The 21005-nt window shown below is 67.0% G+C and carries 23 protein-coding genes; 9 read left to right on the top strand and 14 right to left on the bottom strand.

Annotated elements, in window-relative coordinates; genetic code table 11:
- Positions 1-33 precede the first annotated feature (33 nt).
- Positions 34-375: a divalent-cation tolerance protein CutA gene (gene cutA / locus CQW49_RS04210; RefSeq protein WP_003613153.1), complete on the top strand. Its 342-nt coding sequence runs from the start codon at positions 34-36 to the stop codon at positions 373-375.
- Between the two features lie 59 nt (positions 376-434).
- Here cutA and CQW49_RS04205 read toward each other — a convergent pair whose 3' ends face one another.
- The 4 genes from CQW49_RS04205 to CQW49_RS04190 all read right to left on the bottom strand — a co-directional run bounded on the left by CQW49_RS04205 (position 435) and on the right by CQW49_RS04190 (position 3214).
- The gene (locus CQW49_RS04205; RefSeq protein ID WP_003613154.1) at positions 435-794 is read right to left on the bottom strand and encodes a lipopolysaccharide assembly protein LapA domain-containing protein; all 360 of its coding nucleotides are present in this window, start codon (positions 792-794) and stop codon (positions 435-437) included.
- 65 nt (positions 795-859) lie between these two features.
- Entirely contained in the window at positions 860-1150 is a 291-nt protein-coding gene (gene ihfB, locus CQW49_RS04200; RefSeq protein WP_003613155.1) for an integration host factor subunit beta, read from the bottom strand.
- A gap of 37 nt (positions 1151-1187) precedes the next feature.
- Positions 1188-2165 carry a signal peptide peptidase SppA gene (gene sppA / locus CQW49_RS04195; protein ID WP_003613156.1) on the bottom strand — a complete coding sequence of 326 codons (978 nt, stop codon included), beginning with the start codon at positions 2163-2165 and terminating at the stop codon, positions 1188-1190.
- A gap of 194 nt (positions 2166-2359) precedes the next feature.
- Positions 2360-3214, bottom strand: a complete 855-nt coding sequence (locus CQW49_RS04190) for a cell envelope integrity EipB family protein (protein ID WP_003613157.1) — start codon at positions 3212-3214, stop codon at positions 2360-2362.
- Between the two features lie 244 nt (positions 3215-3458).
- Between CQW49_RS04190 and CQW49_RS04185 the strand changes: the two genes are divergently transcribed.
- From CQW49_RS04185 to CQW49_RS04175, 3 genes are all read left to right on the top strand, one after another.
- Complete coding sequence (locus CQW49_RS04185) at positions 3459-3941, top strand: RidA family protein (protein WP_003613158.1); 483 nt, start codon at positions 3459-3461, stop codon at positions 3939-3941.
- Positions 3942-4161: 220 nt separating this feature from the next.
- Entirely contained in the window at positions 4162-4941 is a 780-nt protein-coding gene (locus tag CQW49_RS04180) for a glycerophosphodiester phosphodiesterase family protein (protein WP_003613159.1), read from the top strand.
- Between the two features lie 56 nt (positions 4942-4997).
- Positions 4998-7004 (top strand): DNA/RNA non-specific endonuclease, encoded by a 2007-nt coding sequence (locus tag CQW49_RS04175; RefSeq protein WP_003613160.1) that lies wholly within the window; start codon positions 4998-5000, stop codon positions 7002-7004.
- Between the two features lie 27 nt (positions 7005-7031).
- Here CQW49_RS04175 and CQW49_RS04170 read toward each other — a convergent pair whose 3' ends face one another.
- Positions 7032-7550 (bottom strand): DUF1269 domain-containing protein, encoded by a 519-nt coding sequence (locus CQW49_RS04170; RefSeq protein ID WP_003613161.1) that lies wholly within the window; start codon positions 7548-7550, stop codon positions 7032-7034.
- 135 nt (positions 7551-7685) lie between these two features.
- Positions 7686-9236, bottom strand: a complete 1551-nt coding sequence (locus CQW49_RS04165) for a bifunctional ADP-dependent NAD(P)H-hydrate dehydratase/NAD(P)H-hydrate epimerase (RefSeq protein WP_003613162.1) — start codon at positions 9234-9236, stop codon at positions 7686-7688.
- Positions 9237-9364: 128 nt separating this feature from the next.
- On the opposite strand from CQW49_RS04165, the gene CQW49_RS04160 reads away from it, so the two are divergent.
- Complete coding sequence (locus CQW49_RS04160) at positions 9365-9886, top strand: hypothetical protein (RefSeq protein WP_003613164.1); 522 nt, start codon at positions 9365-9367, stop codon at positions 9884-9886.
- Between the two features lie 28 nt (positions 9887-9914).
- Complete coding sequence (locus CQW49_RS04155; RefSeq protein WP_003613165.1) at positions 9915-10649, top strand: SDR family NAD(P)-dependent oxidoreductase; 735 nt, start codon at positions 9915-9917, stop codon at positions 10647-10649.
- Positions 10650-10720: 71 nt separating this feature from the next.
- On the opposite strand, the gene CQW49_RS04150 is transcribed toward CQW49_RS04155, so the two are convergent.
- The 5 genes from CQW49_RS04150 to CQW49_RS04130 form a co-directional block, all read right to left on the bottom strand.
- Positions 10721-10975: a Txe/YoeB family addiction module toxin gene (locus tag CQW49_RS04150; protein ID WP_003613166.1), complete on the bottom strand. Its 255-nt coding sequence runs from the start codon at positions 10973-10975 to the stop codon at positions 10721-10723.
- Positions 10972-11226, bottom strand: a complete 255-nt coding sequence (locus CQW49_RS04145; RefSeq protein WP_003613168.1) for a type II toxin-antitoxin system Phd/YefM family antitoxin — start codon at positions 11224-11226, stop codon at positions 10972-10974. Before CQW49_RS04145 ends, CQW49_RS04150 begins: the two co-directional genes overlap by 4 nt.
- A gap of 191 nt (positions 11227-11417) precedes the next feature.
- Positions 11418-12593, bottom strand: coding sequence for an IS4 family transposase (locus CQW49_RS04140; protein ID WP_024749735.1), 1176 nt, complete (start codon positions 12591-12593; stop codon positions 11418-11420).
- Between the two features lie 138 nt (positions 12594-12731).
- Complete coding sequence (gene ypfJ, locus CQW49_RS04135) at positions 12732-13652, bottom strand: KPN_02809 family neutral zinc metallopeptidase (protein ID WP_003610338.1); 921 nt, start codon at positions 13650-13652, stop codon at positions 12732-12734.
- The gene (locus CQW49_RS04130) at positions 13649-14548 is read right to left on the bottom strand and encodes a TIGR00282 family metallophosphoesterase (protein WP_003610339.1); all 900 of its coding nucleotides are present in this window, start codon (positions 14546-14548) and stop codon (positions 13649-13651) included. The genes ypfJ and CQW49_RS04130 overlap by 4 nt, the downstream gene beginning before the upstream one ends.
- Positions 14549-15217: 669 nt before the next feature.
- Here CQW49_RS04130 and CQW49_RS04120 point away from each other — a divergent pair.
- From CQW49_RS04120 to CQW49_RS04110, 3 genes are all read left to right on the top strand, one after another.
- Positions 15218-16420, top strand: a complete 1203-nt coding sequence (locus tag CQW49_RS04120; RefSeq protein ID WP_003610341.1) for an aminodeoxychorismate synthase component I — start codon at positions 15218-15220, stop codon at positions 16418-16420.
- On the top strand, positions 16369-17037 hold the full coding sequence (locus CQW49_RS04115; RefSeq protein WP_003610342.1) for an aminotransferase class IV: 669 nt from the start codon (positions 16369-16371) through the stop codon (positions 17035-17037). Before CQW49_RS04120 ends, CQW49_RS04115 begins: the two co-directional genes overlap by 52 nt.
- A gap of 82 nt (positions 17038-17119) precedes the next feature.
- The gene (locus tag CQW49_RS04110; RefSeq protein ID WP_003610344.1) at positions 17120-17482 is read left to right on the top strand and encodes an endonuclease domain-containing protein; all 363 of its coding nucleotides are present in this window, start codon (positions 17120-17122) and stop codon (positions 17480-17482) included.
- Between the two features lie 72 nt (positions 17483-17554).
- Here CQW49_RS04110 and CQW49_RS04105 read toward each other — a convergent pair whose 3' ends face one another.
- The 3 genes from CQW49_RS04105 to CQW49_RS04095 are packed head-to-tail and all read right to left on the bottom strand — an operon-like array spanning position 17555 to position 20932.
- Complete coding sequence (locus CQW49_RS04105) at positions 17555-18148, bottom strand: DUF1254 domain-containing protein (RefSeq protein ID WP_003610346.1); 594 nt, start codon at positions 18146-18148, stop codon at positions 17555-17557.
- Positions 18145-18717 (bottom strand): DUF1214 domain-containing protein, encoded by a 573-nt coding sequence (locus CQW49_RS04100; protein WP_003610348.1) that lies wholly within the window; start codon positions 18715-18717, stop codon positions 18145-18147. Before CQW49_RS04100 ends, CQW49_RS04105 begins: the two co-directional genes overlap by 4 nt.
- 16 nt (positions 18718-18733) lie before the next feature.
- Complete coding sequence (locus tag CQW49_RS04095; protein WP_003610351.1) at positions 18734-20932, bottom strand: transglycosylase domain-containing protein; 2199 nt, start codon at positions 20930-20932, stop codon at positions 18734-18736.
- Positions 20933-21005: the final 73 nt, after the last annotated feature.

The following is a 21005-nucleotide window of genomic DNA, read 5'->3' as shown; positions in this document are numbered from 1 at the left end:
GATTTCCCGGCGCGACCAGCGCATTCTCGGGGTGTGAGCGAATATCCCGTCACATTCTGCATCGTCGTCACGACGATCGACAGCGAGGCCGGCGCCAAGGAGCTCGCGCGGGCGGCATTGGCGGCGCGGCTCGCCGCCTGCGTGCAGATCGCCCCGATCCGCAGCCTCTATGAGTGGAACGGCGAGCTTCGTGACGAGCCGGAGCTGTTGGTGCAGATGAAGGCGCGTGTCGAGGATTTCGGCGCGCTCGTCGCCGCGATTCGCGCCTCTCACCCTTATGAGGTTCCGGAAATTCTGCGCCTCGACATCGCCGCCGGCGACGCCGATTATCTCGATTGGGCGGCCAAGGCGACCGCGCGCGATCGCGACGCCTGATCGTCGCTCGAAAAAGCGCGCCTTCAGGCTCGCACTTTCTTACGCGTCACTGAAAATCGTCAGCCGCTGCGCCGCAGCGCGCGGCCGTTCGAGGCCGGGTCGGGCGAGAGGCTCGCCAGCGCCTGTCCGCGCAGCTGCTCGGCCTCGCTCCGCGCCACTTTGGCGTCGGCGCGCGCCGCGCGTGCGGCGCGGCGATAGCGTCCATGCGCGACCCAGGAGGAGAGGCCGCCCGCCAGCACGCCGAGCCCGATCGCCGCGAGCACGATGAGATAGAGCGGCGCCTCGAATGAGGGGCCGGTCGCGTCGCCGCCGGGCAGGGGATCGAGAAACACCCGCACCGGCGCGCGATTGGCCATCGCGAAGAACAGGAACAGCAGCGCGAGCGGCGCGAAGACGATGATGCGTAGAACCGATTTCATCTCACCCACCCGTTGCGCGCCGCATGACGGCCAAGTCGTCTTGTGTCGAGCGTCGTCCCGGCGGCTCAGCCGTTGCTCGTTTCGTTCAGCCGCTCGCGCATTTCCTTGCCGGTCTTGAAGAAGGGCACGGATTTCTCTTCTACCGAGACCTGCTCGCCGGTGCGGGGATTGCGGCCGGTGCGCGCCTCCCGCCGCTTGACCGAGAAGGCGCCGAAGCCGCGCAGCTCGACCCGGTCGCCGCGCGCGAGCGCCAGGGCGATCTCGTCGAGAATCGTGGTGACGATCGTCTCGACGTCGCGTTGATAGAGGTGCCCGTTACGGGAAGCGATACGTTGGATCAATTCGGACTTGATCATGGGATGTTCCAGATTGACTGACGCGCCGCATCCGTCCTCAGTCGGGAGTGGGAGCCTGCCAAATCGCGACAACACCGTCAAGCAGGCCGCGCTCCGCGACCGTGCCGACGCGCTGCAGCGCCTGCGCCAGCGCGTCGAGCCCGAGCGCTGCGGCGACGCCGGCGGCCGAATCGACGAGGCCGAATCTCTCGATCGCGTTCTTCTTCTTCCAGTCGACGACCGGCAGGCGCTTGGCCACGCCCTTCTCCGTCTCCAGCCATTCGATCGCCTCGCGCTCGCCGCCGATGAGGTCGACGAGCTTCAGCGGCAGGCCCTGGCGGGCGGTGAAGACACGGCCGTCGGTGACCTTGGCGAGCTCGGAATCGTCGAGCTTGCGCCGCTCCTTCACCAGCCCCTTGAACCAATCGTAGGAATCGGCGACGAGCGCCGCTATGGCCGCGCGCGCCTCCTCGCTGGTCGGCTCGAAGCCGTTGGGCGCGGCCTTCAACGGCGAGGACTTCACCGTCTCCATCTGCACGCCGACATTGTCGAGCAGCTTGCCGACATTGGGGAATTGAAACAGCACGCCGATCGAGCCGACGAGCGAATTGCCATGCGCGACGATCTCGTCGGCGGCAATAGCGGCGATATAGCCGCCCGAGGCGGCGAGCGTGCCGACGACGGCGACGACCGGCTTCTTCGCCGCGAGCCGGCGCAATTCGTCGTGCAGCCGCTCGGCGCCGGTGGTGGTGCCGCCGGGGCTGTCGATCGCCAGCAGCACGGCGCTCGCCTTCGCATCCTCCCCGATCGATTTCACGAGGTCGAGCGTCTCCTTGTCGCCGGTGATGATGCCGCTGACGGAGAGCCGCGCGATATGAGGAGAGAGCTTGGCCGCCGGCCCGAGGGCGCCGTCGCCATAACGGGCGAAGAGGGCGAGCGCCGCGGCGGTCGCGCCGCCGATGGCGAGAATGCGCCAGAGCGAGAGCTTGCGCCGCAGGCGGCGGCGATCGATCAGATAATCATGCGGAAGCGACATGCCGAACCTTGAGAGAGTGCGAGCGCGCCGCACTCTATCCTGTTTCGCATCGCCTGTGAATCGCATACGTGAGGGCGCGGGAGCCTGTCTGCTGCGTCTCGACAGCGAGCTTGAAGGCTCGCGCTCCAGGGGCGGGGAGTGGACCGCGAGCCTTCAGGCTCGCTCTTCACGCCGTTCGGCTCGCGAGCTCTTCATCACATCTTGTTGCAGCTGGACGAGGCCGGCAGCATCGCCAGATCGGTCATCTCGCCGGTGAGGACGAAGTCGCCGTAATCGAGCTTCAGCGCGCGCGAGACGCCATTCTCATAGAGGTCGAAGGACAGCACATAGACCGGCTGCTCGTCGCGCTTGCCCGGCTCGAAATAGGAGATCGCCACCGGCCAGCGGCGCAGCCCCTCGAGCGGCTTGATCTGCGCGGCCTTCTCGCTGACCGCGCCGCTCGTCGGCTTGCCGATCACGGCGAGCGTGTCGAACACTTTCTCGCCGTCGCCGGAGCCGTCATAGACCTTGGCCTCGAGAATCGACTCGCCGGCGCTCGCCGCTCCGAGAATGTGGCGCAGATGCTCGGTGGGGAACAGCGCGCCGCCGTCGAGCGCCAGCGAGGATTGCTTCGGCTTGGCGAGATCGACCGACATGGACGCGCCGCCGGTCTTCTTCGCCTTGCCGTCGATGTCCTCGGAGGGGACATTGTCGAGCCGCGTCTCGATGCGGAAGCGGAAATCCTTGCCGTCGCCGCCCTCGAATGTGGCGGAGCGCATGTCGGAGAGGCGGGCGGGGCCTTCGGAGGGCTGCAGCTCGGTGATCTGGCGGAAATTCTGAACATAGCCTTCGCAGGCGGAGCCGGAGAAGTCGAAGGCGATGCGGCCGCGCGCCGAGGCGGGGGCCTTGCCGCCCGAGGCCTGGCCGAGCGTGAGATCATAGACGGCGCGATGCGGCGCGAGCTGCGCCGGCGAGACGACCGCCGCCGCCGCGGACTCCGCCAGCGCCGCGCCGGGGGCGATGATCGAGGCGCAGCCGATGATCGCGCCGAGGATGCGTGCTGGGGTCATCGGGGGTCGTTCTCCCTTGCTCGAAATATTGGTGCGTTCGTTCGCGCGGTGCGAAAGCGCAGCTTGCGGATAGAACGACGACCCTAGGGCGCCGTCGAGGGCGCGCGCTATTCTTGGTAAACGGCGCGCCGCCGGACGCCGGCCTGTCGAGGCGTCGTCGTTCTGTCATCGATTGCCTCCCGACCTTGACCAAATTACGGTCGGGGCCGAGCGAAGGCAAATTTTGCCAGTTGAGAGGACCATCATGACATCGCAATCGACCCCTGCGGCGCGGCTCGAGGCGCTCGGGCTCACGCTTCCGACCCCGGCGGCGCCGGTCGCCAATTATGTGCCTTGGACGCGCGCGGGAAATCTCGTTTTCGTCTCGGGCCAGCTGCCGATCGGCGCCGGCGGCGCCATCGATGCGGCGCATAAGGGCAAGCTCGGCGCCGGCGTCGCGCTCGAGGCCGGGCAGGGCGCGGCGAGGATCGCGGCGCTCAATGTGCTGGCGCAGGCGGCCGCGGCCGCGGGCGGCGATCTTTCCAAGCTGCGCTGCCTGCGCCTCGGCGGCTTCATCAACAGCGCCGGCGATTTCGGCCAGCTGCCGCAAGTGCTGAACGGCGCCTCGGATCTCGTCGCGACCGTGCTCGGCGAGAACGGACGCCATGCGCGCTTCGCCGTCGGCGTCGCGCAGCTGCCGCTCGACGCGGCGGTGGAGGTGGACGCGACCTTCGAGGTTCTGGGGTGAACCGACGATCCTCTGCGCTGCTCTCGCAGAAAAGGGCGCGTCCCTCTCCCAAAGGGAGAGGGTGGCCGCGAAGCGGCCGGGTGAGGGGTATCCCTCTCGCCGATTTTCACCCGGCGTTCCCCTCATCCGACCCGGCTGCGCCGGGCCACCTTCTCCCTATGGGAGAAGGACTCGCGCTCCATCATGACTGGTCTTTTTTCGGCTGTGCAGGCGGCTAGCCATGCGCGATCCCTTTTTCTGGCTGGTCGAGCGACCGATCGCACATCGCGGGCTGCATGACGCCGCGCAGGGAATCATCGAGAACTCCCTCTCGGCGACGCGCGCCGCGGTCTGCGCCGGCTATGCGATCGAATGCGACGTTCAGGCGACCGCGGACGCCGAGGTCGTCGTGTTCCACGACGAGACGCTGGAGCGCTTGACCGACGGCGTCGGGCGTCTCGACGCGCTCGGCCTCGCCGATCTCCAGCGCCTCACGCTGCGCGGCGCGCGCGAGCAGATTCCGACCTTGCGCGAATTGCTCGCGGCGATCGGGGGAGCGGTTCCGCTCGTCATCGAGATCAAGAGCCGCTTCGACGGCAGTCTCGCGCTCGCGCGCAGCGTCGCCGAGATCGTCGCCGATTATCGCGGGCTGGTCGCGATCGAGAGCTTCGATCCCGATCCGATCGCCGAGCTGCGGACGAGCGGCGCGGGATTCGGCCTCTTCGGCGTCGCGCTCGGCATGGTGGCCGAGGCGTCCTATGACGGCGCGGATTGGAGCTTCCTTTCCGCGGCGCAGCGGCGCGAGCTCGCGCAATTCGCCCATGCTGCGCGCACGCGCCCGGATTTTCTCTCCTGGAGCGTCGCCGATCTCCCGCATGAGATCCCGCGCCTTTGTCGCGCGTCGGGGCTTCCGGTCACGGTCTGGACCGTGCGCTCGGCGGCGCAGGCGAAGGCGGCGCTCGCCTTCGCCGATCAGATCGTGTTCGAGGGGTTTTCGCCGGCGAGCGGCGGCGCGTCATAAAATCATCGTCGTTTTCGAAATAGCATCGACGGAATTTTTAGTGATCGGAGCATGCGATGATTATCGAGTCGCGTTTCGACGACGCCGAATTGCGTTCGGAGCTCAAATCCGGCCGGGCCGACGCCCGCCCGTCCGCGGACCCCGCCAAAATGGTCGATCAGCTCGTGCATCGCATGCGCGCTGGCGCCGGCGCGGATTTCGACGCTTATGAAGCGCTGCTCGGCATGAACGATCTCGTCGAGATCAATTATCTCGAGCGCGGGCTGATGGCGGCGCGCGCGGTCTGCCGCATCAGCGCGCCGGCGCTGGTCGGCGACGGCAATGAATGGGGCACCGGATTTCTGATCGGCCCGCGCCTGCTTCTGACCAATAATCATGTGCTGCCGACGCCGGAGGACGCGCTGCGGGCGACGATCGAGTTCGGCTATGAGCTGGACGGCTCGGGCCGACTGAAGCACAGCACGCGATTCGTGTTGACGCCGCAGGACGGCTTCGTCACCAGTCCGCGAGACCGCCTCGACTACACGATCGTCGCCGTCGCCGAGCGCGGCGACGACGGAACCGCGCTCGCGGATCTCGGCTTTCTGCGGCTCGACGCGCGCACCGGCAAGATCGACGTCGGCGATTTCGTCACCATCATCCAGCACCCGGACGCGCGCACCAAGCGCATTTCCCTGCGCGAGAACAAGGTCGTCAAATATGGCGACGAGCGCAACGCCGCACTCGACGATTTCCTCTGGTATTCCTCCGACACCGCGCCCGGCTCCTCCGGCGCGCCCGTCTGCACCGACGCCTGGCAGGTGGTCTGCCTTCATCACGCCGGCGTGCCCTCTCGCAGCATAGTGGACGGAGTCGAGCATTGGGCGCTCGTCGACGGCGATGTGGCTCCGGCCGCCGCCGCGCGGCGCCTGCCCGCCGACAAGATTCGCTGGGTCGCCAATGAGGGCGTGCGCGTCTCCAAGCTTCTCGCCGATATCGAGCAGCAGGTGAAGGCGACGCCGGCGCTCGGTGCGCCGCTCATCGCCGCGCTCGTCGCCGACGCGTCCGGCATGAAGCCTTTCGCTGGAACGCAGCCGTTCCAGAGCCTCGTCGGTCCGCCCATTTTCGGCGCGCCGGCGATCATCGCCGCGCCGACGCTCGCGTTCGAAACCGCGAGCGCGCCGCGTCGCCGAACCCATCCGGCGAATTATTTCGACGACCGCAAGGGCTATGATCCGGAGTTTCTCGGGCCGACCGTGCCGCTGCCGGCGCTCGGCCCGAACGCGTTGCGCTTTGGAACGCCGGCGAAAGTCGCCGGCGCGAGCGACGACGTGCTGCGCTATCGGCATTTTTCCGTCGTGCTCAACGGCGCGGTCGAGCGCCGCCTCGCCTTCTTCACCGCCGTCAATATCGACGGCGCGAGATGGCTCAACCTCGAACGAGGTAACGACGCTTGGTTCTACGATCCGCGCATACCGGAGGACTTGCAGATCGGCGACGAGCTCTACGGAAACGAGCCGGGGCCGCGAAACAATTATTTCGATCGCGGCCATCTGGTGCGCCGGCTCGATCCCGTCTGGGGCGACATTCGCGAGGCCAAGCAGGCGAATGACGACACGTTTCACTGGACCAATTGCTCGCCGCAATATTTCGGATTCAATCAGGGCGCCGATCTCTGGCAGGGGCTCGAGAATTTCATTCTCTACAACACCGACGAGGAGGATGTGCGCGCCAGCGTCTTCACCGGACCTTTGTTTCGCTCCGACGACGAGGAGCATCGCGGCGTGCTGATTCCGCAATTCTTCTGGAAGGTCGTCGCGGTGGTCGACCGCCGCGGCCAGCTCTATGCGAGCGGCTATCTCGTGAGCCAGCAGGACTATGCGCTCGACATTCCGTTCGAGCGGCTGCCGGTCGGCCCCAACAGCACGGAGCCCGGACAGAATTTCCAGGTCTCCGTCGCCAAGATCGAGGCCGAGACGGGGCTCGTCTTTCCGGACGCGGTGCGGCAGGCCGATGTCTTCAACGGACCCATGGCGGGGCGGCGCCTGCGCACGCTCGCCGATGTGCAGCATCCGAGGCGCTGAATTTCTTCAACGCCTCGGCGTCGACGATCAGGGCGTCGCGGTGGAATCGGGCGCGGCCGACACATGCGCCGCCAGCGCGTCGCGCAGCGCCTGCTCCTTGTTGTGGTCCAGCGAGGTCTTGAGCACGACGCCGCCCGTTCCCTTGACCGCCTCCAGCACCTTGTCGGTGGTCAGCTTGCGGATCAGCACGAACAGCGCGGCGTTGCCGGGCTGCAGCGTCTCCGACAATTGCTTCATGAAATCGTCGTTGATGCCATAATCGGTGAGCGCGCCGCTGAGCGCGCCGGCGCCGGCGCCGATCGCCGCGCCGAGCAGCGGATTGAGGAAGATGAGCCCGATCAGCGCGCCCCAGAAGGTGCCGCTGACGGCGCCCGCCGCCGTGGTGTTGAGCAGCTGGTTCAGCTTGATCTTGCCGTTCTGCTCCTTCACCGCGATCACGGCGTCGGTGATCTCGATCACATATTCCTTCTGCAGATCGAACAGGCGCTGACGAATATCCTCGGCCTTGGCCTCGGTCGGATAGACGATGACGACGAGATCAGACATGAAAGTCTCCTTTTGCGGGGAAGACGCGCGCACGCATCGAAGCGCATGCACATGTCGCCCGAACGACGCCGCGGCGGGAAGCGCGCGGAATGTCGCGGGGGGATGCGCCGGTTTCGTTCGGCCGCCGCCGCAGGTCTAAGATTGCGTCGCGGTGAGCCTTCGCCAAGCCGCCGGGAGATGATTTATGATGTCGTCGGCGATGAGGCCAGGGCCGAAGTCCTCGGCCGCGGCGGCGTGCATCCAGACGGCGCAGCTCGCGGCGGCGAAAGGCTCCATGCCCTGCGCCAGCAGGCCGGCGACAATTCCCGTCAGAACGTCGCCCGAGCCGGCGGTGGCGAGCCAGGGCGTGGCGTGGGGCAGGATCGAGGCGCGCCCGTCCGGCGCGGCGACCACAGTGTCCGGCCCTTTGAACACGATCACCGCGCCGACCTCGCGCGCCGCGTCGCGGGTACGCTCGAGCTTGGAGATCGGAGCGCCGGACAGGGTCCTCTCCCAGCGTTGGCCGTGGAAGAGGCGCGCGAACTCGCCGCCATGCGGCGTCAGCACCACCGGGCCGGGCGCGTTCGCGATCGCCTCTTTCAACCGCTCGGGCGCGAGGGCGAAGCTGGTCAGCACATCGGCGTCGAGCACCGCCGCGCGGGGCTCGGGCGAGGGGGCGAGCGCCGCCTCGACGAGCGCGCAGCAATCCTCGCCGACGCCGAGCGCCGGGCCGAGCGCGACCACATTCTTGCGTCTGTCCTCGAGCAGAGCGGAGAGGCCGGCCGGACCGTCGGCGACGCGCAGCATCACCGAGGTGAGGGCCGGCGCATTGACGGCGACGGCGTCCTGCGGCGTGGCCAGAGTGACGAGCCCGGCGCCGGCCCGGAGCGCCGCCGTCGCCGCGAGCCGCGCCGCGCCGGTGTGCGAGGCGCCGCCCGACACCACCACCGCATGGCCGCGCGCATATTTATGCCCCTCGACGCTCGGCAGGCGCAGCGCGGCGCCCCAGGCGTCCGGCTCGTTGACGAAAGTCTGCGGCGCGATCTGCTGCAGCACGGTCGAGCGAATGCCGATATGGGCGCAGGAGATGGCTCCGCAGCGCAGCCGCCCCGGCAATAGCAGATGACCGCATTTGAGACGAAAGAAGGTGACCGTCGAATCGGCCTGCACGGCGACGCCGCGAATCGCGCCGCTGGTGCCGTCGACGCCGGAGGGAATGTCGACGGCGATGATCTTCTGCCGGGTCTCGGCGCGCCAGGCGTTGAGCCGCTCGATCAGCACGGCGGCGGGACCGTCGATATCGCGGGCGAGGCCGGTGCCGAACAGAGCGTCGATGACGAGATCGACGCCGGTGAAGTCGCAGCTCGTCGCATCCTCGACGCGGCCGTCCCAGGTCGAGGCCGCCTCGCGCGCGTCGCCGCGCAGCGATTCGGGCGGAACCAGCGCGGCGACGCGCACCTTGAAGCGCTGGCTGCGCAGCATGCGCGCAGCGACATAGCCGTCGCCGCCATTATTGCCCGGCCCGCACAGCACCAACACGCGGCGCCCGGCGGTCTTCACCAGAAAGGCGGTGGCGGCGGCGGCGATGGCGGCGGCGGCCTTCTCCATCAGCGCCATGCCGGCGACGCCGCTCTCTATGGTGAGGCGGTCCGCCCGCGCCATCTGCGCGGTGGTGAGGAGCTCGGGCGGGTAGGGGCCGTGCGGCATGGCGGGATGGTGGCGGAAGGCGCATCTCTCCGCAACGCCCTTTCGCGAAATAAGGCGAATTTGCCGCGCAGGGCGCGAGTGTGGAATATGTGGAGCGGCCCCTCGAACCAAAGACGGAACCTCCGCCTATGCTCTCGGCCGTCATACTGGCCTTCGACGCAGCTCCCGCCGGCGCCCGTGACGGCGCGGCGCGCGAGGGCATCGTGCGCACGCTGGCCTCGCTGGTCGAGGCCTGCGTCGCCGGCCTCGTCGCCGACGCGATTCTGGTCGGGCCGCCCGATTCGGGGCTCGGAGTCATCGCGGACGAAGCCGGCTGCGGACTCGTCGAGGCGGTCGACGCGCGCTCGGGCCTCGCCCGCGCTCTGCCTGGCTTGCGCTATCCGGACGTTCTGGCGCTGCGCGCCGGCCATGCGCCAGAGCGCGGCTTCGTCGACGAATTGCGCGACGTCCATGAGCTCGGCGACCGGGCGCTGGCGCATGTGCTGCGCGCGGCCCCGCATTCGCTGCTGACGCGTCTCGTCCCGCGCTTCTGCGAACCCGTGGGCCTCATCGCGCCGCGCGCGGCTTTCGGCGCGGCGGGAGATCTCGCAGTGCTGGCGAAGAAGCTGCGCGCGGGGGAGATGACGACGCGGGCGAGAAGGACGATTTGAGCGCTCGTTTCGAAAGGATCATGATCGAATGCCGCTCATTTCTCTCGATATCCCACGGCCCGCCATCGTGAGCGGCTCCAGCGGCGGCATCGGGCGCGCCATCGCGCTCGCAATCGCCGAACTCGGCTGTCCGGTCGTCGCGCACTACGGCAAGAGCGCCGAGGCCGCCGGCGAGACCGTTCAGCAGATCGCCCGGGCTGGCGGGCGCGCGATTGCGGTGCGCGCCGATCTCACCAACGTCGCCGACGCCGAGCGCCTCGTCGAGAAATCGCGTCGCGCTTTCGGCCGGATCGGCGTGCTCGTCAACAACGCCGGCGTCGCGACGCGCCGGGACGTGTGCGCCAATACGGTCGACGACTTCGACGGGGCCATCTCGGCGAATGCTCGCTCCGCCTTTCTGCTGACGCAGCTCGTGCTGCCCGACATGCGCGAATTGGGATGGGGCCGGTTGATCTTTCTGTCGTCGATCGCAGCCCGGACCGGCGGGGTGATCTCCACCCCCTACGCCGGCTCGAAAGCCATGGTCGAGGGCATGATGCATCACTACGCCGCTCATGCGGCGCCATTCGGCGTCACCGCCAACGCCATCGCGCCCGCCTTCATCGCAACCGACATGATCGCCGGAAGCGCGCTGCCGCCGCACATGCCGATCCGACGCTATGGGTCGCCGGAGGAGGTGGCGATGGTGGCGCAGACGATCATCGCCTGCGGCTTCATGACGGGGCAGACCATAGAAGTGAATGGCGGCCTGCATATGAGTTGAGAGGCCGGCTCCTTCTCCGCTGGTGCGCACGGACGATACGAGGGGCGTTCCGCGAGCGGAGGAGGGACGCCTCAATAATGATAACGGCATTGCGCGATCATCAGGCTTTCGCCTTCCACGCGATAGACGAGCCTGTGCTCGAGCGTGATGCGCCGCGACCACCAGCCGCGCAGGCCGCCGCGCAGCGGCTCGGGCTTTCCCGTCCCGGAAAAGGGCGTCTGCAGACATTCCTTCACGAGTTGATTGATGCGCTCGACAATCTTGGGGTCCTGCGCCTGCCAATACAGGTAATCCTCCCAGGCCTGCTCGGCGAAGACGAGCTTCATTCCGCGAGCTTGCGCTCTTTTCCCTCGCCCGCGTCGAGCGCCTCGATCGCCGCCTGCAGCCGCTCGGCGTTGCGGGGGCTCTTCAGGAGGTGGGCGGTCTCCTCATAGGAAGCGAAGTCCTCGAGCGATATGAGCACGGCGGCCGGCTTTCCGCGGTCGCGCGTGATCACCACGGGCTCGTGATCCGCGGTCACGCGGTCGAGCGTCGCGGCGAGATTTTTACGGAGGTCGCTGTAGGAGGTGCTGCGCATGGCTCCAATATGTACGCGAATCCGTACGTCTGCAAGCAGCGCGTCCCTTCTCCCACTCGTGGGAGAAAGTGGCCCGGCGAAGCCGGGTCGGATGAGGGTCCTTAAATATTGGCGAAGACGGACGGGCCCTCATCCGACCCCGCTTCGCGGGGCCACCTTCTCCCGCCCTGCGCACGGCTGTCCGGGGAAAATCAGGCATAGGCGAGCTCCAGCTGCCTCGGCGATATGCGCCGCCGCGCGGCCTGATATTTGGGCGGCGGCCGTTCGAGTCTGTCGATCGGTCGCCGCTCGAACAGAAACCTGCCGGCGAGCTCCGAGAACCGCAGATGCGCGAGTTCGATATCGTGGCGGTGGGCGGCGATGCGCAGCAGCACGAAAGCGATCATCGCCGCGATCAGCTGCAGCCGCACGGCGTTCTCGTTTTCGCCGAGAAACTTGCGGATGTTGAGATGCTGCTTGATCCAGCGGAACAGCAGCTCTATGGCCCAGCGCGCCTTGTAGAGCGCGGCGATCTCGACCGCCGAACGCGTCATGTCGTTGGTGATCACGACGATCAGCTGCGGCTTGCCGTCCTTCAGCGCATCGCGTTGAATATGAAGGCGACGCAGCGGCATGGGCAGTTTCGAGTCGCCCTTGCTGGCGAGCTCGACCTCGCAATCCCTGAGCACGGTGTAGCCTTCGCCGCGCGTCTGCGGCATCTCCCGATCCGCGAGGTCGGTGAGGCGGGTGTTGCTCTTGGGGCGCGTGACGAACAAGGCTCGGGCCTCGTGAATGTCCCTCCACCATTTGAAATCATAATAGCCCTTGTCGAAGACATAGGTCGCGCCGGCCTCGATCGGCGTCTTCTTGCCGATCTCGACATCGTTGACATTGGCGGGCGTGACCTCGACGCAGAAGGGGCGGTCGACCCCGGGATCGTAGACGACGTGCATCTTCATGCCGTGGATGCGGCCGTTCGAGCGGGCGAAGTCGTGGAATTTGCTCAACGGGATAGGCGTCGAATCGATGAGGCGCAGCAGCTCGGCGCCGTCGCGGCGCGTTCTGCGGTCGAGTTCGCAGGAGAGGCGCGCGAAAAGATCGGCGAAGACGCCGACGGGCCGGCGTGCGTTGGCTTCGGCGAGGGTGGAGCGGGCGATCCTGCGGACGCCGAGGTGATAATGGGAGCCGCTGTTGGCGTTGAAGGCGGCCTCGAGGCTGCGCAGGCTCGTTTCGCCGCCGAGCTGAGCGGCGATCAGGACGACGAGATGATCCCAGCTCTTGAAGGATTTGTCGTAGGCGTCGCCCTTGTGGCGCGCGACGATTTGGCCGAACGCGCGACGATCGATCGGCTTGAGCAAGTCGACAAAAACGCTATTCTGGAAGCGCATGTCTGGTCCTTTATTTTCCAGTCTCGACAACCGGAAAATACCCCGAAACCTTCGGAAGTACCAGGCATGCGCCCGCGACTTATCGACTCATTCCCCGGACAGCCGTGCGCCCTGCGGGAGAAGGGAGCGCGCGCTCTGCTACCTCTGCGCCGAAAATGTGTTGCAGCTGTCGATCTGGCCGCTCTGCAGTCCCTTCTGCAGCCATTCGGCGCGTTGCGCGGAAGATCCGTGCGTAAAGCTGTCCGGCACGGCGTAGCCCTGCGCCGAGCGTTGCAGTCGGTCGTCGCCGATCGCCTGCGCGGTGCGAATCGCCTTCTCGACGTCGCCGGGCTCCAATATCCGCCAGTTCTTGTTAGCGTGGGCGGCCCAGACGCCGGCGAGACAGTCGGCCATCAGCTCGGCGCGCACCGAGATCGAATTGGCCTCGCTGCGGCTCGACGCCATTTGCTGGGCGCGCTGCACCTTGGGCAGAAGGCCGAGCTCGTTCTGGATGTGATGGCCCATCTCATGGGAGATCACATAGGCGTAGGCGAAATCGCCGCCGCCGCCGAAACGCCGGTCCATGTCCTTGAAGAAGGAGGTGTCGAGATAGATTTTGCGGTCGATCGGGCAGTAGAACGGCCCCATCGCCGATTGCGCGCGGCCGCAGGCCGAGCCGGTGACGCCGTTGAACAGCACGAGACGCGGCGGCGTGAAGCGCACGCCCTTCTGGTCCGGCAGCACATGCGACCAGACATCCTCGTTCTCGGCCAGCACCGCCGCGATGAACTGGCCCTGGCGGTCGCTGGGCGCGCCGCTCGGCGCCTGGCGGGTGGGGCGGTCGGCGCGCTGCTGCGCCACCTGGCCGCCGCCGCCCATCTTGTGGAGCATTTCGGCTCCGCCGATCAGCACCGCCGGATTGATGCCGAGCGCATAGGCGATGATGCCGAGCACGACCATCGTGCCGAGCCCGAGCCCGCCGCCGCCGATGCCGAAGCCCGAGCCGGCGCCGGCTTCCGCATAATCGGAGTCGCGGCGATCCTCGATATTCTCGGATCGGCGAAAATCTTCCCATCTCATCGCTGCGGCGCTCCGCTCTCCAGCGCTCGCTCGGGCGCCGTCTCTTTTTCCCAGAAGAAGGGCGCAGACTGCGCCAGCCGCCCGCCGAGCCGCACCGGCGCCATTCGCAGCGCGAGGCCGGCGGCGTCGAGCTCGACCGCGACGCCGCACAGCGTCGCCTCGCCCTGGGCGGGCTCGAGGCGGGCGCCCGGCGTCTTGCGGGTGAAGCGGCGCAACGGCTCCTCCTTGTCCATGCCGATGACCGAATCATAGTCCCCGGTCATGCCGGCGTCGGTCATATAGGCCGTGCCATTCGGCAAAATCTGTCCGTCCGCGGTTGGCACATGGGTGTGCGTGCCGACGACCAGCGAGGCGCGGCCGTCGACGAAATGGCCCATCGCCATTTTCTCGCTGGACGTCTCCGCATGTATGTCGACGATGAGCGCGTCGCAAGCCATGCCCAACGGACAGGCGCCGACCTCGCGCTCTATGGCGGCGAAAGGATCGTCCATAGCGTCCATGAACACGCGGCCCATCACATTGACGACCAGCACCTGTCGGCCGTTCGCCGCCGTGTAGAGATTGGCGCCGCGCCCCGGCGTGCCGGGCGGATAATTGACCGGGCGCAGAAGGCGCGGCTGGCGCTCGATGAACACCATCGCCTCGCGCTGGTCGAAGACATGATTGCCGGTGGTGACGCAATCGGCGCCGGCGGCGAGAATCTCGTCGCAAATGGCCTCGGTGATGCCGAAGCCGCCAGCCGCGTTCTCGCCATTGACGACGATGAAATCGAGCGCCCAGCGGCGGCGCAGCTCGGGAAGCCGGTCCGTCACCGCCTTGCGGCCCGCGCGGCCGACCACGTCGCCGAGGAAGAGGAGGCGCGTCGCGGCGGTGGGCGCAGGGGCGGCGAAGGTCATGGGGGCTCGCTTTGTTTCCCCTGTCATATAGCGCCGGGGCCGCGGCGGCAATTTTGGAGGGGTCCTCCGGCAGTTCTGGCCGTCGCAGTTCTTGCGTCGATCAGAGCAGGCTCGTGTTCGACGCTGCCCATTCCATCGCGTCGGCCACCCTCACCGCCGAGGTCTTGATCTCGACGATGGCGCGAAAGCCCCGGCTTTCGATGTAGAGACTGGGAAAAAGATCATTTGAAAACAGTAATTTGATGTGGGTAAACAGGGGAAGCTTGGGCCGTCATTGCGAGCGGAGCGAAGCAATCCAGAGCCGTGGGGCGGCCCCTGGATTGCTTCGTCGCTTCGCTCCTCGCAATGACGGAGCCCTAATCATTGCGGCTTCTCGAGATGCGTCGAGGTAGATCGCGATCTTGCAATTGGCGAAACGTCGGATCGGCGGCGTCAGTCTTCCGGCTTTTCTCATGATAGGCAGCCATTGCCTCTTCGCCAAGGGCGAAGCCGATCTATGTTTCGGCCGGGTGCGGCACTCTTGGGTCCCGCTCGCAGGCGCGGGCCGCGACTTGCGGCTTCATACGGAGGCCCGGCTGATATAAGATCGCGGTTCCGGCGTTCGCCCGAACGTCGGACCTCGAATAGGAGGGCGAAGGCGCTCCCTCGCTGCGAACCGGAGTTCCGCGCTTGTTCCATATCGCCGAGATACGCGGGCGCGAGCCTTATGATCCGAGCCGCGCCCCGGATGGCCCCTTCGTCGTGTTCGAGGACGGCCGCGAGGGCGGGGCGCTGCTGTTCGACGCTCCGGAGGAGATCATCGTCGCCCATGAGGCGGACGAGGTCGCCGAGGCGTTCGCACGCATGGAGGCCGCGTCAGGGCGCGGGCTCTATCTCGCCGGCTATGCCGGCTATGAGCTCGGCTATGCGCTGGAGCGCAAGTTTCTCGGCGGCCCGCTCCCTCGCGCGCGCACGCCGCTGCTGCTGTTCGGCGCCTTCCGTACGCCGCGGCAATATGAGTGGCGCAACGCCGCCTCGCTCGCCGCCGGCGATCCCTCGATCGACATCGCGCTGACGCCGGCCTGGACCCTCGCCGACTATACGCGGCGTTTCGACGCCTGCCGCGAGTTCATCTATGCGGGCGACGTCTATCAGATCAATCTGACCTTTCCGCTCTATGGCCGCTATGAGGGCGAGGCGACGGCGCTCTATCGCGCGCTGCGCAAGCGCCAGCCGGTCGCCTATGGCGGCGTCGTCGCGCTCGGCGAGGAGAGAATCGTCTCGCTGTCGCCGGAAGTGTTCTTCGACGTCTGCGACGGCGTCATTCGCGCGCGTCCGATGAAAGGGACGGCGCGGCGCGGCTATGTGCCGAACGAGGATATGGCGCGCGCGGCGTTGCTGACGCAGGATGAGAAATCGCGCGCCGAAAATCTGATGATCGTCGATCTGCTGCGCAATGATCTCTCGCGTCTCTCGGAAGTCGGCTCGGTGCGCGTCACCGATCTCTTCACCGTCGAAACCTATCCGACGCTGCATCAGATGACTTCCGGCATAGAGGCGAAGCTGCGCCCGGGCGTGACGCTCGCCGATTTGTTCGCTGGGCTGTTTCCCTGTGGCTCGGTGACCGGCGCGCCGAAGATTCGCGCGATGGAGATCATTCGCGATCTCGAATGCGCCCCTCGCGGCGTCTATTGCGGCTCGCTCGGCCTCATCGCGCCGGACGGGGCGATTCGATTCAATGTGGCGATCCGCACGCTCACTTTGTTCCCGGACGGAGAGCTCGTCTGCAACGTCGGCTCTGCGGTGGTGGCCGATTCGCGGGCGCGCGAGGAATATGAGGAATGTCTGATCAAGGCGAAATTTCTGACCGGAGCGCTGACGAGTTCGGTCTGATCGAGACCTTGCTGTGGACCGCGGGGGGCGGCTTCTATTGTCTCGAGCAGCATGTCGCGCGCCTGCGCGCCTCCGCGCGCGCGCTCGGCTTTCAGCATTCGGACGAGATGTTTCTCTCCGCTCTGAAGGAAGCGGTCGACGACCCGATGGACGATCGGCTGCGCGTGCGCTTCGTGCTGGCGCGCGACGGCCGTTATGAGACGAGCGCTCTGCCCTTCGAGGAGACGTCGTCGGACACGGTCTGGCGCGTCGCCGTCGCCGAGGCGCGCTTCGCCTCCGACGATCCGATGCTGCAGCACAAGACCACGCTTCGCGAAATCTACGAGCGCGAGCTCGCCGAGGCGAAGCTGCGCTGCGGCGCCGACGAGGTGCTCTTTCTCAACGAGCGCGACGAAGTGTGCGAAGGCGCGCGCACCAATGTGTTTCTCGTGCGCGACGGCGGGCTGCTGACGCCGCCGCTCGCCTGCGGCCTGCTGCCGGGAACCTTGCGCGCTTATCTCCTCACAATGGGCGCCGTGAACGAAAGCCTGCTGCGCCTCGAGGATTTCGCCCAGGAGGAGTTTTTGATGGGCAATTCGCTGCGCGGCCTGACGCGGGCGATATTGATCGAGGAATGAATCAGCGGGCGCTGGCCTTCTCCTCTCCCCGCTTGCGGGGAGAGGCCGGGTGAGGGGCTGGGGAGATTAGCGGAGACCTTTCATGCGCGGGCTGCGGTTGATCGAAACGCGTCGCGCTCGCGAGCTGCGGCGCGAGGCGACCTCGGCTGAAAAAACCATCTGGGGGCGCCTGCGGAATAGAAGCCTCGGCGGTTTCAAATTCGTCCGGCAAGAGCCCATCGGTCCTTTCATTGCGGATTTCGTTTGCAGAGACGCAAAGCTGATTGTCGTGATCGATGGGGAGACACATTCGAGCGCGGAGGAAATCGCCGCTGATGCGCGCCGGACGGCGTTTTTGAACGCCGAGGGCTATCGCGTCATCCGTTTCACCAACCAATATGTTTACAAGAATGCCGAGGCGGTCGCCGAGGCCGTGCTCTGCGCGTTGAGGGAAGACAGCGCGTAATCTCCCGAGCCTCTCACCCAGCCTCTCCCCGCGAGCGGGGAGAGGGGTAGGTTGCGCTCCATGTCGTGCGCGTCAGCTCTCCGGCTCCGCCACCGTCTCGCATTTCACCATGCGCAGGCGTTGCTCGGCGCGGTCGCGGTCGCTCATGCGCTTCGCCAGCGAGCGGATCAGCACGAAGCCGCGCTTGGTCGGCGAGGTCACGCGCACCTGGGAGGGCGGCGCCTCTTCGTCCTGGCTCTCGAGGTTCTCGATCTGCGCGGCGTCGCCGATCATCACCTCGATCTTTCCCTTGATCGCCGAACGGTCGGTCGCGGCGTGAAACACGCGTCCCGTGCGCGCGTAGAAGGACAGCGCCAGATAATCTTCCGGGTCGGCGTCGGCGACGACGCGCATGAGGCCTTTCGAGAGATCGAACAGGCAGACGCCCTCGGCGAAGGCCGGGTCCTCGAAGGGCATGACCTCGGCGCCCGGCGTCTCGCGCGGCAGCAGCGCGACGCCGGCCTCCGTCGTCGGCGCGGCGCGCGCCGCCGCCGCGAGACGCGCGAAGGCGTTGCGCGGCGCGACTTCCGGCATCAGCAGAATAGAAATGATATGAACCGAGCCGGCGACGCAGATCGTCGCCAGCGTCCAGGGCAGCCAATCGAGCAATCGATCGAGGAGTTTCATGCGCAGCCGAGCTTTGTGATTTGCGGAAAGGTCGCGGGGTCGGGCGCGACTTCCGTGTCGAGCGTGGTGTCGTAGAGACGCAGGATCAAGATGAAGGGGCCGCGGCGCGTCGGCAGCCAATTGCCCGGCCGCGCCTCCTCGGCGGTCTCGATCGCGAAGCCGCCGCCCTCATGGCGAAGAAGCTCGGCGGAGGTGAAGACATAGCGTTGCGCCGGATTGTCGATCAGCGCGCCATTGGTCGATGCGGCGCCGAGCGTCCAATAGCGCGCCGCGGGCGTCGGATCGGTGATCGAATAGACGCAGCGACCGTCGAGCGCCGCGCCGCTCGAATCGGCGTGGGCGATGAAGGCGAGGCCCTGCTCGCGGCCGAGCGGCGCCTCGCCGGTGCGCGCGAGCATGGCGCGCGCATAAGGATCGATATCGGCGCCGCCGTGGCGCGGCCAGGCGATCCAGGGGCCGGCGACGATCTGGCCGAAGCCGCGGCCGAGGCCGAGCGAGACGGCGGTGAGCGCGAAGCCGATCAGAAGGCCGGCGATCATCACGGCGAAGGCTTTGAGGTAATTGGTCATGCGCGCGGCGTCTCGCTCATCGCCGGCGGCCGCGGCTCGGCGCCGGCGGCGGCTCGACATTGGCGGCGGTCGGCGCGGCGGCGCGCTTCACATCGACGCCTTTGATCTTCGACTCGATATCGCTGAGCGCGTCGAGCGCGCCGCGCGACAGCGCCGCCGGACGCGCTGGCGCGCCGAGCTCCACCGTCTTGGCCGGCGCCGAGTCGAGCGCGGCGAGCGTCGCCGGGCTCGCCAGTCCGCGGATGGGCTTGATCGCTATGCCCTGATGCGCATAGGCCATGATGTCGTGCCAGGTCTTGGCCGGCAGCGTGCCGCCGGTCATGTTGTTCATGGTCTCGTTGTCGTCGTTGCCATACCAGACGCAGCCGCCCATATTGCCGGTGAATCCGCAGAACCACGCATCCTTATAGCCGTTTGTGGTGCCGGTCTTGCCGATCACGTCGACGCCCGGGCCGAGCTGCGCTCGACCGCCCGTGCCTTCCTCGACGACGCGCTTCATCATCGTGTCGAGATCGGCGATCTTCTCGAATGGAACGACCTGCTCCTGCGGCGGCGCATCGCGATCATGCTCATAGAGCAATTCGCCGCGGCTGTTGCGAATCTCGGTCGCGGCGTAGGGGATGGTCCGCTTGCCGCCATTGGCGAAGGCGGCGTAGCCGGCCGCATGCTCGAGCAGGATCACGTCGCTCTGCCCGACCGGCAGCGAGGGCGTGTCCTCGAGCGGCGTGGTGATGCCGAGCTTGCGGCAGGTGTCGATGATCTTGGCGCGACCCGCATGCGAATCGCCATTGCCGATCGCGATCGACAATTGAATGGCGATGGTGTTGAGCGATTTGGCGAGCGCCAGCGAGAGCGGCAGCGAGCCGGCGTAGCCGCCGTTGTAATTGTGCACGCAATAATTGCCGATGCAGGTCGGCCGATCGGTGACGATGGTGGTCGGCTTGAATTTGCCGCTCATCAGCGCAGTGAGATAGACATAGGGCTTGAAGGAGGAGCCCGGCTGGCGCGCCGCCTCGGTCGCGCGGTTGAACTGGCTGACGCCATAATCGCGCCCGCCGATGATGGCGCGGACGGCGCCGTCTATGTCCATGAAGGCCGAGGCGTTCTGCTTGACGTGATAGGCGCGTCCGCTCTCGCGCAAATTCTCCTCCACCACCTCCTCGGCGCGCTTCTGCACATTGGGATCGAGCGCGGTGCGGATGACGAGCACGCGATTGTCGCCGAGCTTGCCGGATTCGGCGAGACGCTGCGCCTCCTTGAAGGCGAAGTCGAGATACCAATCGTGGCTCTGGTCGCGGCTGCGCTCGATCGGCGTCGCCGGATTGCGCTGCGCGGCGACGATCTGGCTCTGCGTCATGAAGCCGGCGACGACGAGATTGTCGAGCACGTCATTGGCGCGCGCGCGGGCGGCGGGGAGGTTGACATGCGGCGCATATTTCGCCGGCGCCTTGAAGAGGCCGGCCAGCATGGCCGCCTCGGCGAGATCGACGTCGCGCACCGATTTGCCGAAATAGAACTCCGCTGCGGCCTGAATGCCGAAGGTGCCGCCGCCCATATAGACGCGGTCGAGATAGAGCTTCAAAATCTCCTGCTTGGCGAGGCGCTGCTCCAGCCAGAGCGCGAGAAAGGCCTCGTTGATCTTGCGGGTGATGGTGCGCTCGTTGGAGAGGAAGACGTTCTTGGCGAGCTGCTGGGTGATCGACGAGCCTCCCTGCACGACGCCGGCGGAGCGGGCGTTGACGGTGACGGCGCGCAGCGTGCCGATGACGTCTATGCCGAAATGCTCGTAGAAGCGCCGGTCCTCGGTGGCGAGCACCGCCTTGATGACGTAATCGGGATATTGGTCGAGCGGGACGGCGTCGTCGTGCTTGATGCCGCGCTGGCCGACCACGGCGCCATAGCGGTCGAGGACGGTGATCGAGAGATCCTGCTTCTTCAGCCAATCGTCGCTGGTCATGCGCATGGCCGAGACCGCGAGCGCCGCCGCCACCACGGCGCCGCCGAGCGAGAGCGTCAGCGCCTCGCAGCCGAGCTCGACGCCGATGCGGCGCAGGCCGCGCACCTGGAAGCGGTGCATGAAGGCGGAGAAATTCTCGTAAGTTTCGCGCGCCCCGCGGCTCGAGTCGAACAGGCTCGAGTCGATATAGGCGTCGAGGGCCAGCAGAAGCCTGGCGATGCGCTTGTATAAACGCGAGGATCGAATACGCTCGAGCAATTCGCCGCTCCTCAGCCTGTCGATGGGCGCCGGTGAGCGGATATAGCACTTCCGAAGCCGTCTTGACGATGGC

This window comes from Methylosinus trichosporium OB3b, from assembly GCF_002752655.1.
In the GTDB taxonomy this organism is placed as follows: domain Bacteria; phylum Pseudomonadota; class Alphaproteobacteria; order Rhizobiales; family Beijerinckiaceae; genus Methylosinus; species Methylosinus trichosporium.
This window is presented reverse-complemented; position numbering and strand designations above follow the sequence as displayed.

Bases quoted from the DNA above. Each gene is read 5' to 3' on its own strand.
- ypfJ (WP_003610338.1), bottom strand. From the start codon at position 13,652: ATGAGATGGGAAGATTTTCGCCGATCCGAGAATATCGAGGATCGCCGC.
- CQW49_RS04150 (WP_003613166.1), bottom strand. From the start codon at position 10,975: ATGAAGCTCGTCTTCGCCGAGCAGGCCTGGGAGGATTACCTGTATTGG.
- CQW49_RS04205 (WP_003613154.1), bottom strand. From the start codon at position 794: ATGAAATCGGTTCTACGCATCATCGTCTTCGCGCCGCTCGCGCTGCTG.
- CQW49_RS04160 (WP_003613164.1), top strand. From the start codon at position 9,365: ATGCTCTCGGCCGTCATACTGGCCTTCGACGCAGCTCCCGCCGGCGCC.
- CQW49_RS04185 (WP_003613158.1), top strand. From the start codon at position 3,459: ATGACATCGCAATCGACCCCTGCGGCGCGGCTCGAGGCGCTCGGGCTC.
- CQW49_RS04165 (WP_003613162.1), bottom strand. From the start codon at position 9,236: ATGCCGCACGGCCCCTACCCGCCCGAGCTCCTCACCACCGCGCAGATG.
- CQW49_RS04140 (WP_024749735.1), bottom strand. From the start codon at position 12,593: ATGCGCTTCCAGAATAGCGTTTTTGTCGACTTGCTCAAGCCGATCGAT.
- ihfB (WP_003613155.1), bottom strand. From the start codon at position 1,150: ATGATCAAGTCCGAATTGATCCAACGTATCGCTTCCCGTAACGGGCAC.
- CQW49_RS04180 (WP_003613159.1), top strand. From the start codon at position 4,162: ATGCGCGATCCCTTTTTCTGGCTGGTCGAGCGACCGATCGCACATCGC.
- CQW49_RS04170 (WP_003613161.1), bottom strand. From the start codon at position 7,550: ATGTCTGATCTCGTCGTCATCGTCTATCCGACCGAGGCCAAGGCCGAG.
- CQW49_RS04155 (WP_003613165.1), top strand. From the start codon at position 9,915: ATGCCGCTCATTTCTCTCGATATCCCACGGCCCGCCATCGTGAGCGGC.
- CQW49_RS04190 (WP_003613157.1), bottom strand. From the start codon at position 3,214: ATGACCCCAGCACGCATCCTCGGCGCGATCATCGGCTGCGCCTCGATC.
- CQW49_RS04100 (WP_003610348.1), bottom strand. From the start codon at position 18,717: ATGACCAATTACCTCAAAGCCTTCGCCGTGATGATCGCCGGCCTTCTG.
- CQW49_RS04115 (WP_003610342.1), top strand. From the start codon at position 16,369: ATGTCTGATCAAGGCGAAATTTCTGACCGGAGCGCTGACGAGTTCGGT.
- sppA (WP_003613156.1), bottom strand. From the start codon at position 2,165: ATGTCGCTTCCGCATGATTATCTGATCGATCGCCGCCGCCTGCGGCGC.
- CQW49_RS04130 (WP_003610339.1), bottom strand. From the start codon at position 14,548: ATGACCTTCGCCGCCCCTGCGCCCACCGCCGCGACGCGCCTCCTCTTC.
- CQW49_RS04145 (WP_003613168.1), bottom strand. From the start codon at position 11,226: ATGCGCAGCACCTCCTACAGCGACCTCCGTAAAAATCTCGCCGCGACG.
- CQW49_RS04175 (WP_003613160.1), top strand. From the start codon at position 4,998: ATGATTATCGAGTCGCGTTTCGACGACGCCGAATTGCGTTCGGAGCTC.
- CQW49_RS04110 (WP_003610344.1), top strand. From the start codon at position 17,120: ATGCGCGGGCTGCGGTTGATCGAAACGCGTCGCGCTCGCGAGCTGCGG.
- CQW49_RS04105 (WP_003610346.1), bottom strand. From the start codon at position 18,148: ATGAAACTCCTCGATCGATTGCTCGATTGGCTGCCCTGGACGCTGGCG.